The 13,096-nt window shown below is 37.5% G+C and carries 19 protein-coding genes and 1 pseudogene; 12 read left to right on the plus strand and 8 right to left on the minus strand.

What is annotated here, in order from left to right:
• A pseudogene (locus tag AMDU4_RS03260) lies at positions 1-202 on the plus strand (RNA-guided endonuclease TnpB family protein); the annotation flags it as partial.
• Between the two features lie 381 nt (positions 203-583).
• Here the strand turns inward: AMDU4_RS03260 and AMDU4_RS03265 are convergent.
• Entirely contained in the window at positions 584-1,174 is a 591-nt protein-coding gene (locus AMDU4_RS03265) for a histidine phosphatase family protein (protein WP_021786559.1), read from the minus strand.
• Positions 1,175-1,969: 795 nt separating this feature from the next.
• Between AMDU4_RS03265 and AMDU4_RS03270 the strand changes: the two genes are divergently transcribed.
• Complete coding sequence (locus AMDU4_RS03270; protein ID WP_290704051.1) at positions 1,970-3,388, plus strand: MFS transporter; 1,419 nt, start codon at positions 1,970-1,972, stop codon at positions 3,386-3,388.
• Between the two features lie 559 nt (positions 3,389-3,947).
• Positions 3,948-4,457 carry a DinB family protein gene (locus tag AMDU4_RS03275; RefSeq protein WP_021786561.1) on the plus strand — a complete coding sequence of 170 codons (510 nt, stop codon included), beginning with the start codon at positions 3,948-3,950 and terminating at the stop codon, positions 4,455-4,457.
• Positions 4,458-4,491: 34 nt separating this feature from the next.
• Here the strand turns inward: AMDU4_RS03275 and AMDU4_RS03280 are convergent, their stop codons facing one another.
• Complete coding sequence (locus AMDU4_RS03280; RefSeq protein WP_021786562.1) at positions 4,492-4,857, minus strand: type II toxin-antitoxin system VapC family toxin; 366 nt, start codon at positions 4,855-4,857, stop codon at positions 4,492-4,494.
• Complete coding sequence (locus AMDU4_RS03285; RefSeq protein ID WP_021786563.1) at positions 4,858-5,085, minus strand: antitoxin VapB family protein; 228 nt, start codon at positions 5,083-5,085, stop codon at positions 4,858-4,860.
• 137 nt (positions 5,086-5,222) lie between these two features.
• On the opposite strand from AMDU4_RS03285, the gene AMDU4_RS03290 reads away from it, so the two are divergent.
• The gene (locus AMDU4_RS03290) at positions 5,223-5,786 is read left to right on the plus strand and encodes a type IV toxin-antitoxin system AbiEi family antitoxin domain-containing protein (protein WP_021786564.1); all 564 of its coding nucleotides are present in this window, start codon (positions 5,223-5,225) and stop codon (positions 5,784-5,786) included.
• Positions 5,776-6,255 (plus strand): hypothetical protein, encoded by a 480-nt coding sequence (locus AMDU4_RS03295; protein WP_290704054.1) that lies wholly within the window; start codon positions 5,776-5,778, stop codon positions 6,253-6,255. Before AMDU4_RS03290 ends, AMDU4_RS03295 begins: the two co-directional genes overlap by 11 nt.
• Positions 6,256-6,696: 441 nt before the next feature.
• Here the strand turns inward: AMDU4_RS03295 and AMDU4_RS03300 are convergent, their stop codons facing one another.
• The gene (locus AMDU4_RS03300; RefSeq protein ID WP_290704057.1) at positions 6,697-6,924 is read right to left on the minus strand and encodes a hypothetical protein; all 228 of its coding nucleotides are present in this window, start codon (positions 6,922-6,924) and stop codon (positions 6,697-6,699) included.
• A 102-nt stretch (positions 6,925-7,026) separates the two neighbouring features.
• Between AMDU4_RS03300 and AMDU4_RS03305 the strand changes: the two genes are divergently transcribed.
• The gene (locus AMDU4_RS03305) at positions 7,027-7,536 is read left to right on the plus strand and encodes an Lrp/AsnC family transcriptional regulator (protein ID WP_021786566.1); all 510 of its coding nucleotides are present in this window, start codon (positions 7,027-7,029) and stop codon (positions 7,534-7,536) included.
• Entirely contained in the window at positions 7,537-8,193 is a 657-nt protein-coding gene (locus tag AMDU4_RS03310) for a LysE family translocator (RefSeq protein ID WP_021786567.1), read from the plus strand.
• 44 nt (positions 8,194-8,237) lie between these two features.
• Here the strand turns inward: AMDU4_RS03310 and AMDU4_RS03315 are convergent, their stop codons facing one another.
• Positions 8,238-8,903: a hypothetical protein gene (locus AMDU4_RS03315; RefSeq protein WP_021786568.1), complete on the minus strand. Its 666-nt coding sequence runs from the start codon at positions 8,901-8,903 to the stop codon at positions 8,238-8,240.
• 35 nt (positions 8,904-8,938) lie between these two features.
• Positions 8,939-9,514 (minus strand): hypothetical protein, encoded by a 576-nt coding sequence (locus AMDU4_RS03320; protein WP_021786569.1) that lies wholly within the window; start codon positions 9,512-9,514, stop codon positions 8,939-8,941.
• Positions 9,515-9,816: 302 nt separating this feature from the next.
• Between AMDU4_RS03320 and AMDU4_RS03325 the strand changes: the two genes are divergently transcribed.
• From AMDU4_RS03325 to AMDU4_RS03335, 3 genes are read left to right on the plus strand one after another with little or no spacing between them, the layout of a single operon-like run.
• Complete coding sequence (locus AMDU4_RS03325) at positions 9,817-10,083, plus strand: hypothetical protein (protein ID WP_021786570.1); 267 nt, start codon at positions 9,817-9,819, stop codon at positions 10,081-10,083.
• Positions 10,084-10,347 (plus strand): hypothetical protein, encoded by a 264-nt coding sequence (locus AMDU4_RS03330; RefSeq protein WP_021786571.1) that lies wholly within the window; start codon positions 10,084-10,086, stop codon positions 10,345-10,347. It begins immediately after the preceding gene.
• A 7-nt stretch (positions 10,348-10,354) separates the two neighbouring features.
• Positions 10,355-10,999 carry a hypothetical protein gene (locus AMDU4_RS03335; RefSeq protein WP_021786572.1) on the plus strand — a complete coding sequence of 215 codons (645 nt, stop codon included), beginning with the start codon at positions 10,355-10,357 and terminating at the stop codon, positions 10,997-10,999.
• A 322-nt stretch (positions 11,000-11,321) separates the two neighbouring features.
• Here AMDU4_RS03335 and AMDU4_RS03340 read toward each other — a convergent pair whose 3' ends face one another.
• Positions 11,322-11,729, minus strand: coding sequence for a hypothetical protein (locus tag AMDU4_RS03340; RefSeq protein WP_290704060.1), 408 nt, complete (start codon positions 11,727-11,729; stop codon positions 11,322-11,324).
• Between the two features lie 116 nt (positions 11,730-11,845).
• Between AMDU4_RS03340 and AMDU4_RS03345 the strand changes: the two genes are divergently transcribed.
• The gene (locus AMDU4_RS03345; RefSeq protein WP_021786574.1) at positions 11,846-12,160 is read left to right on the plus strand and encodes an ArsR family transcriptional regulator; all 315 of its coding nucleotides are present in this window, start codon (positions 11,846-11,848) and stop codon (positions 12,158-12,160) included.
• A gap of 153 nt (positions 12,161-12,313) precedes the next feature.
• Here the strand turns inward: AMDU4_RS03345 and AMDU4_RS03350 are convergent, their stop codons facing one another.
• On the minus strand, positions 12,314-12,436 hold the full coding sequence (locus AMDU4_RS03350; protein ID WP_290704063.1) for a hypothetical protein: 123 nt from the start codon (positions 12,434-12,436) through the stop codon (positions 12,314-12,316).
• An 87-nt stretch (positions 12,437-12,523) separates the two neighbouring features.
• Between AMDU4_RS03350 and AMDU4_RS03355 the strand changes: the two genes are divergently transcribed.
• A complete protein-coding gene (locus AMDU4_RS03355) occupies positions 12,524-12,931 on the plus strand; it encodes an ASCH domain-containing protein (protein WP_290704066.1) in 408 nt (135 codons plus the stop codon).
• The last annotated feature ends 165 nt before the right edge of the window (positions 12,932-13,096 follow it).

Raw genomic sequence — 13,096 nt, forward strand, 5'->3', positions numbered from 1 at the left:
TCCTGGAAAGAGAATAAAGAGAGGATTATTTAAATCTGCTAAAGGCATTCTAATAAATGCAGACATAAACGGCTCTTATAATATAATAAAAAAGGCATTCCCGAACGCTTTTGCTGACGGGATAGAGGGGATACGGGTTGCTCCTGAAAGTTTAAGCATCTTTGAATTATTAAAAATGACAACTTTCAAAGAGGTTTGTTAACACTGTTAACAGAAATCTTAACCTGGTGTTTTAAATTATATACCGATAAGCTTGAAGGATATACCAATTAATTTGGTGCAATAATTCACATAAAGAAAAAATAGCAATAATAAATAATAGGAGGATTATAATAAATCCAATGAAAAGAATAAATATAGATTTGCAATATGTAACAACGGATAGGTGGCAGAGAAGCTATGCGTGAGACTGCAGATCTCATCTACTTGGGTCCAAATCCCAACCTATCCTTAGAATCAAGTTTCTATCCAGTTCTATGTGCCACTATTCTATGGAGATCTCTAAGAGAATAAAAGGCACTATAAATTGCAACATAAAACTGCACATTACGTTTTGAATAGATGCAACTATAGCTAACGTGAGTTAAGGGTGAAGTTGAATGAATATCTTTTTATTCCTTGTAGAGAAAAACCCCCGTTCTATAGTATTCTTATCCAAATCAATAATAGATAAATCTGGTATCCTAATATTTTTCCACTCAATCCAGTTGAGTTGACGCTGCAGAAGATAACTGTACAAAATAGTCAGAATTAGACCGTGAGACACCAGAATAACATCTCTCCCGTGATTTTTTGAAACGATATTTGAAAAGCATTTGGCTACGCGATTCTGCGCAATTTTATAGTCTTCAAACGCTCCGACTCTTTTTCCCTCAAGGTATTCTTTGATAAGAAGATTAAAGGTATCATCAGGTAAAAAGCGAAACGTTCTTTCTACTTCTCTCAGGTTAAAACTGGTTTCCGTTGGGATTCCAAATATATCACCGATGAATTTAGCAGTATTATATGCCTTATTCTCTGGACTATGGTAGATGTGTGATGCGGTTGTCCCTTCAATGCTACGAGAAATTCGCCTAATAGAGGTTTCAGCTTCGGGAGAAAGATCCCATTGATAGGAAGGTAGATTTGGATCAACAACAACTTCAGCGTGCCTGATTACATACGCTTTTGCCATATTTCATCGTATATATTCATCAGATATAAAGATTCGAACACCATCTATCCTTTTGCATCTGTAAGTGAATCTTTTTAATTTTTGGTTAATTTCAAATTAATAGATTTTTGGTATCTCTGAAATTGCATCCATCTAATATGGATGAATGTAAATTTGAGTCAATGGCAGGCCGTTGTGCATGAGTAATCAGCACACATAAAATACGGACATATATTTTAAACAGGCCGGAGGCATAAGTATTCCGGATCCATGAGAAATAAAGAACCACATCTCTTCCTGCATTGACGTATCGCCGTATCATTGAGTTTCCTGTTTATAATTGCTGGCATAACTCCACCGGTTACGATGTGAAAGGAGCAATAGCTTCCTTATTCAATCAACCATGATTGAAACATATTTCCAGAGTGTAAATGTGTAGCAACAATGGAACACAGTTTATAAGTAATGCTGTAGAGAACTCTCTCCCAAGGATTAACATTCCACATGAACGTATTCATTCTTCTATGCCAGAGAGGATGCACGCATAGAACGTTCAACCCAATTCTGGAAAGAGAGGCCATAAGAAGATTTGATGAGGCGAAATTAACAATCTTGAATTCGTGGATTTTCATAACAACGAGAAGCTGTATACTGCTATAGGATATATTATATTACACTAGGGGAGATGAATGAAAAAAGGAAGTGACTACATCCTATGAATAATACATACACTATATATTTAGTTTATCGCAAGTATAACTCTTTATGTTATTTAACATAAGGAAAAGTTTAAATAAAATAAATTTATCGGTTATCATGGATAATAGTAATTTTTCTGGCAAAATCGAAAAATTTGGTAAAAACTCTGCGAAAGCTACAACATCACAATTTTTTGGTTTCCTATTAGATGCCTTTGATTTAACTATGATTTTATCAACAGCGCCGATCCTGGCAGTAGTTTTATTACCTCCAACAACGGCTCTGCTAGGTGCATTTTCAATTATTTTAGCATATTCTTTAACCATCATATTCCGTCCATTTGGGTCCGCCATTTTCGGGCACTTCGGGGATAAAATAGGCAGAAAAAAAGATTTAATAATCACAATTCTTGGGCTTGGCCTAGTCAGTACCCTGACATCTGCGCTTCCTACATATGCAAACGTTGGTATTTTGGCCTTTGTTCTTTTCGTTATAATTAGAATTTTCGTTGGCACATTTGCTGGAGGTGAATACGCTGCAGGACACCCATTTGTTATGGAATGGACTCCATATAAATTTAGGGGGACAATAAGTGGTTTAGTTCAGGGAGGATTTTCTTTTGGAGCTCTTTTAGCAGCAGCAATAGTTGCTATTTTCACAGGATATTTTGGACTTGCAGCAATAAAGGCTTATGCTTGGAGATACCTTTTCCTCACCACATTAATCCCTGTTTTTATTGCACTGATAGTTAGGCTTACAATGAATGACACTCCCGCCTTCAAAAATCTTCAGAAAGAAAACAAGTTGAAGAAAAAACCATTCACGGATTTATTCAGGCAGGAACATAGAAAGGATTTCTTCCAGGTAATGACATACATGACTGGCATGTTCTTCTTTGCCTATTCATTATTTGCCTTTGTTCCAACAATTCTTGAACACGCCCCAAGCGTATTTCCTTACGGGGAGGCAGATACAATATATACATATTCACTTGGTACTGCATTTATAGGAGCTCTATTTTTTGGTTCTTTATCACAAAAAATTGGAAGGAGGAAATTAACACTGTTTTGGGCCATATTAACAATAATAATCTCTGTACCAATGTTTTATGGGGCATTTTACGGGGCAAAAACTGACAACGTTCCATTGACAATAATTTCTGTTCTGGTTATCGGATTCATAACACAGGCTCCATGGGGAATAATTCCAGTCTACCTATCTGAAAGATTTGAAACTGGGATGAGGTCATCAGGTGTTGGGTTTGGTTATTCTTCAGGCATATTTTTGGGCGGCTGGTTTTCAATTTATGTTCCATTCATGCATAACTATTTTTTTAAATCAATAGATACTACAACCAATATATGGTTTTCAACCGCTATCCTGCTTGTTATCGGTGCCATAATTGTTGGTATTGGCATGTATTTGAGTCCTGAAACACTTGGAACTGAGCTGATTGAGGATACAACTATAAAAAAGATTGAAAGTACAAAAGAGAATAAAAATACAAACGAGAATGAAAATATAGCTGAAAATTAATTTTAGACGGCACGGGATACACATCCTTTGTGCATCTATTATGACCATAATCCTATCAGTGATTGGTGAACATCTATAACCTCAGAATATGGTGTCCATTCAGAAATTTGTCCGATCTTGTTTAGGCATTCCGAACTCGAGTAACGCTTCTTTCATTTCTTTTTCTAAGATATGGTGTAGGGGACATAAGATTCAGTTTTCATCGTTTCTTACTTTACATTATATAATTCATCCAGTTCTACAGTTCTACTAATCTTTCATGTGATAAATCCAGAAACGCCTCTTGCACTGCCAATATAAAACCTGAATGCCAATCAGTCAAAGTTCCATAACAATCTAAATTCAACTATTTATAATATATTTTACATGTTCCAAACTTAACATAAATTAATGGCATAAATATCTTATATAAATAATCTTAAAAAGACCGTTAGAGTAAAGTAATCCACAGTATCCACATAATTAATAGGCTCCTCGCAACCTGTTGTTAGTTAAACCATCTATTATTGCCAAATTAATTCTTGCGTAAGTGTTTTATTTTAAATTTTAATGTTATGTTATGGATTTGCCAGTTATATCAGATATGATTGAAACTTTAAAATTTCATGGCAATTTAATCATCAGCTCACTAGAGTCTATTGATTCCGAATTTCTTGAATTAAGCCCAATAAAGAATGCAGGTACATTCGGTAAACAATTTAGGCACATATTAGATATAAGAAAGTGCTACCTTGATGCTTTGCGTTTAGGTACCCTTGACTTCTACCGTAGAGATATAGACCATTCACTTGAAAACAATAAACAGGTACTTCTGGAAGGGTTGAAGAGTGTTTTAGCAGAGATCTGTAGAATAGTTTCAACATACGACGGTCGAAATGTCCTTGATAAGTGGATAGATTGTACTCCATCGATAAAATATCTCGGTGAAAATCACCAGAAAATCAGCCCTTTACAGGTAATAGGTTTCCTTACTGAGCATGAAGTTTTTCATGAGGGTGAATTAGCATTATATTATAGGTCTGCAGGAATTAGATTTCCAGGAAACTGGATAGCTTGGGGTTTAATCTGAAACCGTAATACCAGGGTTAATAGTGATCAGTAAACTATTTGAGAATTCTCACGAATTCACTATGCAGATTTTCAAATGCCTTGTCCTGGGTTAGCAGCATTTCGCTGTTAGCGATGCACACTCCATAGATCATTAAATCGTTATCACTCATAACTTTTCCAGTAGATATCAATCGGATGTAGGCATTTGCTGCCTCTCTCACGGCAATTTCACTTGACTGATAAATAGTTAGATTTTCAATTGGTTCTTCAAGTTCTTTACGGTTCTTATGTTTCAATAACTCAAATTCGTTAACAAATGTCATGCATAATTCGTTTGTGGGAAATGTGTCAATGACCTGAACTACATCGCTCTTTCCTAAGAGGTAATCTATAATTACATTTGTGTCAAGAACAACCATTCAATCACAGTTTTCAGTATTTTGCTCCCTGTCTTTCTCTATTTCCTTTTTAAACCTTTCATAATCTTCAGATTTTGCTTTAAGTGAGCCGGCAAATTTCTTGAAGTCATTTTTACGGTTATATTTATCCACTAATTTTAATACAACTTCGGAAAAAGAAGTATCTCTGTCTTTGAGTTTTAACAAGGCTTCATACGCAGCGTTTGACAACGTAACGGGTTTTGTCATATAATATAGGTATATCATATACGTATATAATTTTTATCTAATATTTATAATGCCTGCAATTTTTAGAGGATTGAATACCTGAAGAAGATTATTTGATATACAATAAATTAATATAATAGTTCCGAATATTACGGAATATGGGCTTCACTTATTTAGATGCTTTAATTTCAAAATTCGGTGATGAGGATTTCACAACCTCTGATTTTAAGGCGGCAACTGGAAATACTCGTCCAGCAAAATTACTATCAGAGTTAAAAATGAGAGGAGTTGTGGAAAGGATAGGACGAGGCACCTATAGGGTATTGCCACTGCCGGAAAGACCGGATAAAAGGCTAAGTGAGTGGGAAAGAGTTAAAACTATAGTTCTGAAAGCTCCGTGGGATAAGGCATGGACGGGAAGTACAGCGGTGGAAATATGGACAAATGGAAGATATAAAATTTCTCCGAATTCATATCTACGTGTATTTCATCTCCGAGTTCACAAGTCTGAAATAGAGGAGTGGAAGAGATATCTCATGAGATCAGGGGTTTCATCCTCTGGAAAAAAAAGGGTAGGAAGTTTCGTTATCCTGGAGGCCGTTTCCAGGATTAAGTGGACGTTAGTTGCAGGTGAGCGTGTAATTCCTAAGGATGAAGTTCTCAGGATAATCAAGAATCACCCAGGACTTTATGCAGGAGCAAGTGAACTCATTGGGTACTGATCCAGTTAGTAGGGAAAGGAAAGTCCTCGGTCTTTTAGATGAATGGCCTTGGGAACTTGGGGGTGTCTTAATCGGCGGATATGCAATAGCTGCGTACGGAGTACCAAGATACTCTAATGATGTTGATATTGTTATCCCAAATGGTGCCCTAGGAAAACTGGAAGATTTTATTAATGCCCAGAACTTAGAATTGGAAAACTCTTCAATTCCAAATCCACAGAATTATGAAGGCAAAGTACTCAGGTACAGAACAGAAGAGATAACTCTAGATGTGCTTGTGGGTTATGTGAGGGATAGGGAAGCACGGGTAGATATTCCTGAACCTCGGATTAGTATGGATCATAGAAACCTTCGTCTCATCACTCTAACTGGTGGAACAAAAAATAAAATTCCAATTGCTAGTCCCGAAGCGATTTGGGCATTGAAGCTTCAATCTGGTCGAGATCAGGATATAATCGATTTGTTTTAAATTTTTGACGTTAAAATAGATGGTAAAAAAGTAATTGCTCTGTTTAATGACCTAAAATCAAATACCTTAACCGAAAAATTAAGAAAAACCTTGCAAAAAACACATTCCAATAAACTCTATGAAGATTCAATGTCGAGGTTAGAAACTAAGAGAACAGATAAAACCAAGAAGAAATGGGTTAGTTTTGGAAATCAAGTTGCTCATATTGTTTCTGGAACAATGAAGGAATAGATTGACAATTCTGCAGAAAAACTGGTAAATTCATTATCTGCTCAGGGTTTTTTATGGAGTTAGTACTCTAACTTAAGTATTCATTTAATTATGTTTTGTGTAATTCATATACCCATATTACTTATGGTGTCGGATACCCACCTATCCTTGGACAATTGTCATCAAATACTAACATTTTGGTTATATGTATGTTAGTTGATGTCTGTCGGCTTAGTGTTCAGGGCTGTTATTAGTGAGATTACTCAGAATGAATAGATTTGACATCGCTTCTATGAGGTTTTTTCCACCGTAACTCTTGGTCTTGTTTATCTGGATGATGACCTGAGGTATCTTTTCTATGTCTTCTGTTATCATGCCTTTTATCATGGAAAAGCCGCTGTATGTCAGGGTGTAATTGAAGTCGTTGGCCTTCCGAAAATCCAGAAAGATATTAAACATACATGGTTCTTATCCCTGCTCGTTTTCAATACGTGCAATATTTCCAGAATATTCTTACATATACTAAGTAATGTATAAATATTACTTTAGAATAATATGTGCATGGCTGTTGATACATTGGATATCAAAATATTAAATCTAATGATGAATAACGCACGAATCAGCTGGAAAGAATTGGGAAATGAACTGGGATTATCAGCTCCAGCGGCGGCAGAAAGGGTTCACCAGCTACAGAAAGCTGGGATAATTGAAAGCTTCACTGCAAATGTCAGCGCAGAATCAATGGGCCTCCATGTAATTGCCTTTATTGCGGTTAACATAGATCTCCCTCATCACAGGACAGGATTTCTGGAAAGCATCAAGATTCTCGAAGAAGTTCAGGAATGCCACCATATTGCAGGGGACGATGACTATCTCCTCAAGATAAGATGCAGAGATAACAAGCATATTGATTTTGTTGTAAATGACGTACTGAAGGGGATACCCGGAGTGATAAGGACTCGTACGACCATTGTTCTGAGTACTGCGAAGGAAACAATTCGAATCCCTCTAAAACTTGAGGAAACAAACAATCCACAATCTTCAGGTTCACACAATTCTCGAGAAAGTTAAGTGCCACTCCCGTACATATTCATACAGGGACTTCTCATAGGTTTCTCCATAGCGGCACCAGTTGGCCCTATAGGAATCCTCTGTATCCAACGCACCATTAGCTACGAAAAGATCGCTGGCATAACCTGTGGACTTGGTGCTGCCAGTGCAGATGCTTTCTATGGCGCAGCAGCAGCCTTTGGTTTGGCAGTGGTTTCCGGGGTACTGTTATCTGGTCATATCTGGATACAGATGTTCGGAGGGATCGCGTTATGCTACTTTGGTTTGAGAACAGTTCGCAGACCGTTTGTAAGCTACGTATCAGCTGCAAACAAGAATCACTTGAACTGGAATTATCTTTCAACACTGGCCGTGACATTAACAAATCCCATGACTATTCTTCTTTTTGTGGCAATATTTGCTTCAACTGGTTTTGCATCCTCCTCAGATCCCGTGTATATCTCTATCTTCATAATTGCAGGTGTATTCAGCGGGTCCATGCTATGGTGGCTGACACTCAGCACCTTCATCAGCATGATCCGCACAAAGTTGAGCGATAATGTCATGGAACGGATTGGACGGATTGCAGGTATGGCAATATTTTGCTTCGGCGTTACTGCAGCGGTGGCCTCGGGAATTGAAGTTGCGAGTTATGTTCCATGGTTTAGTTTCATTTGAAGCAGTCAGGTGCCAGTACAGTATCCACTTAATTACCTAACTTTTTAGGTCTTTTTGATCACTACATCCATAATTTCCCTCTGTACTGCTGACAGAGCAACGATTGATTCCCATTTGAATCCGTTCTTTTGATCCTCCAGATATACCCTGTAACCTGTTCTCAGGGAATCAAGAGCCTCTGATCCGGATATTCCCTTCTTCTCCAGTATGTAAGAGAGATAACTCAGTATGGAATAGGCAAGGTAGCATATCTTCACATGGCCTTCTATATGAGACTTCAGCCATACCCTTGCAGGCCTCAGATCAAGAACACCCTTGATCTGCTTGAATGCCCTCTCCACAGAATCCTTGTCGTAGTATTTCCTTACAACTTCATCCATACCAAGATCAGTGTTGTGGAATATGAGGGAATAACCAAGATATTTCGCTATATCTTCATTTGACGAATGCTCGTAATAGTGATCCTTCTTCAATGATTCCAGTGACGGATTATATACCACAATGAGCCTGCCTGAAAGGAATGTGGTATCGGTGCAGTAGACCTTTGTGTTCTTCAGTGATACCATGTGTTTCTTTGTGTAAATATCGTTCCTGTCCATTCCATCAATGATCTTCTTCAGGTCATATGTTTTCTTGAGGCCACAGATCATGGTGAATTTAAGCTCCAGCAGGGATTTTATCCTTCCCGGATCAGACATTCCACGATCCATGACAATCACCATGTATCCCTTCGTCCACAGATCTTTTACAAGGTCGCCATAGATCTGTTGGATATGTTTCCACCGTATACGCGATGGAATAAGGGAAATCCTCTCTTTTCCGTTACAACGAGAGCTATCTGCATGAGCTTCTTTATCCTGCCCTCCTTTCCCTTTCTTGGCCTGGAGTCCAGGGAATCACCGGTGAAGTAGGTATCCGTTACATCGATTATTACGGATCGCCTTTCTTTTTCCACATCCAGGAAGAATGAGGCAAGCTTCTCCTCCAGTGCCGGGAAATCCATATCGTTTATCTCCTCCAGGGATTCATAAAGATCCTGGGTGCTGATGTTTTGTATGTCAAGGTATCTCAGTATCTCCGTCTCCTGAAGATATTCCTCCATCCTGTTTATTGCAGGGCGGTCAAGAAGCTGGGAATATACCATGACAAGGGCACTCTTTGAAACGAGAGTGTTTATTCCTATCCTGGAGGATATCCTGTGTACTGCCTCAACATCCAGAGATCTGCGCACTTCCATTGCTCTTACATCACTGGATGATATTCTGCGTACCACAGAGCTGTTCATCTCCTTGCCTATATATCTTATGAACTCCTGTTTCACCTTTCCGTCCACCCTCTGATTGCGAACCTCTGCAAGATAGGTTCCGGATTTTGTCCTGATCTTTCTTATGAATGTCGTAGTGAATAATTAAACACTACAAAGTATTTACATGTTTCGGTGGATTGTTGATAATTACTGTTTTATGAGTGTAGTGAGTAAAATTGGTTAAAAAGTTAGGTAATTAAATAATCTGCTCCCTACCCATCATTTATAATCTTTCAATTTTCTGGATAAAGTCGTTAAGTTCATAGTAATGAAGTTAACTATAGTTAAGTTAATATTGATCCTAGTATTTTAGTTATATGGAAACGAATGAAATTACAATTCTTGGTGAGGCAATAAAGAATGAAAAGAGGTTGTTTATGCTTAGAGAACTTATGCTTAAAAAAGATCTGACCTGGACAGAGATTGTAAAATTAACTGATGAACATTTTGATATTAGAGTAAACCCCAATACAATTAGTTTTCATTTGAAATACCTAATGGATAGGGAGATCATTAAGAAAGTTGGCAATCACTATATTTTTAACGATAAAATGGGTTTACTCCTTTCAACACTGGTGAGATAAATGCCAATTGCCTCAAGCGATATCTGGAAACTCAAGACCATAATTGCCAGTACTATTAGTTCAGCAATCAATGAGCCCGTATTTTCAAATAACGTCACAGTAGATTCTCTTGATGAGGTAAATACCGGCTATAGTGTAATTGGGAAATTTGAAACGATGAAATCTTTTGGCCAAAATAAAAAAGGGAAGTATGAGGCAGCACTAACTCAAGATGGGAAAATAATCTCCTTAAAAATTGGAGACAAACTGGTAAAGAGAGAGTGAATTTTTAATGTTCATTCTTCTGCTTGGTAGTTATGACGATGAGACTAAGAGCGCTCTCTACTCTATGCAGGAGAGCATTGCTAATTCGTTTTCAGATAAGGGTCATTATTCACTTTTAATGGAAGAACTTAACCTTTATACAGTGTCAGATGGTCACTTATTATTGCTTGAAAACAGAGAGGACTACAGTACAACGATTTACTTATTCGGACCGATTGAAGGTGTTGGCCCTATTGAACTTGAGACCATAGATACAATTTCCCGTACAGAAGACACGGAAAACACAGTCTACAGGTATCTTACTGAAAGGGGATTTTGCAATCTGGACATAGCAATTGAAAAAATGCCAATTATATCACCTGATGGCCTGTTCCCTTTTTTGGTTTCCATATCTTCAGTTTTTTTAATCGTTCGTTTAAAGGAAGAAACACGTGGCGGGGAATACATTGAGCTATGTTATATTTCCAGGTCTCCTAATTTAATCTCTCTTAAAGGGTCACCCAGCATATTTATGCTCAAGAAACAGGGTGTCACCATGACATCAATGCTTGAGTTAATTCTCATTGAAAGAGAAATACGGGTTCTAGAGTTCAGTGATACATCCGATTTGCTAGATAAAACAACTAACATTGTAAGAAATTTTAAGGTATAAACTGAAAGAAATAATTCACAGCCGCTAAGCGGTGTCTTTTCCAAATAATCAAGATTTATTTTCATAGAAAGTAATTGTTTCCATTTGATTGCTTACACTGGAAATAGGACATAGTAAAAATATTAACACATCGCAAAATGGTGGCAAAAGACTAACAATACTTCTAAAATGAGAAGATTAACATTTTTGCAGGACATGCATACTATCTCACAAAGAAGTCGTCACACCGTCGAATATCAAGTAAATTTTGGCATTTCGGTAGTTGTAAAACAGCACATGATTTAACTATGTTTGAAAATATGATATTAAGTCATAAAACGGGTCACTTGATTGGGACCATGAGGATAAGTTCTTTTCGACTCCTGTAATATTCCACGAAGAATCTCTGAGGATCAACTATATTCTTAGATTCCATTTTCTCAAATTGCTCTGATATCTGGTCGATATGTTCTTCCCAATCTACTATTACCTCTCTCTCATATTCTCCTTTTGGCAGTACTATTTCCTGTAATCCTAGTTTGCTTGCATCTTCTTCTTGAACCTTGACACATGCAAAATATGTCAGGTTATCCCCCTCCAGTTTCGACAGTCCATAGAATTTTCTCCCTTTCAACGAAAGAAGCTTTCTCTCCAAATTATCAAATGTTTTGCCTGCAGAAACTGGACCATCTGGCGATTTTAGGCCAATAAGTTTTACATCCGTGTCTATAAGGTATCTCATCAGTGTCACCCTAAGATGATACCGTGATATATTTAACTTTCCAGCAATTTCATACAAATTTTCACCTTTTGGCAACAATTATAACCTAATTGTTGCTATAGGATAATTTCGGGTAGGTTAACACTATGAGAGATTATGTACAAGAAGAGAAATTCCTTTCAGCTCTAGCATCTTCCACAAGACTTGAGATTCTAGATATGATCTCGGAAGGACACACGAATCCAGGTGATATTGCAGAAAGGCTTAACAAACATAGATCATCAATAGAAAAACATCTACGCATATTAGTTACTGCAGGTATAATTGAGAAAGAACCCTCATTGAATGAAAGAGGGCAATTATCCATGAGGTATAGAATTAGCATTGATTTGTCAGGACTTCATTCTTTTGTCGATGCGGTTCTGAAAAATCAAAACCATAAAGATAATTCAACCTCATAATGGAAAAAATTGCCTCACCTTTTTGGTTGTGTCCAAGGCGCCGCTGGAATCTTATCAAACTTATGACAATACCAGGATTAACCCATTATTCTGAAGCGATTTATTAATTGACTGTGCGTTATTAGGTATCCACTTAATTATTTAACCGGCTCCCTACCTATCCTCTTCAGAATATGATGCAATATTTATAATTGTCAACTCCTTTGCTATCTCCGATATTTTCATTCCATTTTCCACAATATTTCTTATCATATACCACCTCTCATCACGCAACATCTTGTTTCCCTCATCTCTGTAAAGAAATGGGGAAATTTAACTTGGCGTTGACAATATAGGCAGAAGGATAAGATAATAGTGATCAAATTGCGCAATGCAGAATTCGGTTTTCCAGGGCCACTCCGAGACAAGTTGGTGACAGCTATCCTTAACGGGAGCAAGGTTGCAACAACAAGCTTGGAATTGGAGTTCAGGCTTAATAGTGAATCGCTCCCTGTCCCTAGAGAGCGTTCTACCGTGGTCGATTCCGACAACATACCAGTTGGGATAATAGAGACTGTTAATGTCAAGGTTATTCCACTTGGTGAAGTTGGAATAGAACATGCCATAGATGAAGGAGAAGATTATCAAACCGTTTCCGCTTGGCGATTGAGTCATGAAAAATTCTGGTATAGCGGTGAAATGCGTGAGGAACTGGGTGATCCAGACTTCGTAGTGGATGACTCTACACTTGTAGTACTTGAGAGATTTAAATTGGTAGAAAAACTCCGGTAACATCTTGTAATAGAATTGATTTTGAAGTCACATTTAACGTAATCTTTGGTATAATTAGGAACTTGAGGGGACTAATTCTGTGGTTCAGAAAACCCATGTGAACTAAGGTGGTTTATCCGTTCATAGATCCCGTCACAATGAACATCCAATCCTTTAGGATGGAGA

Source organism: Ferroplasma sp. Type II, assembly GCF_000496155.1.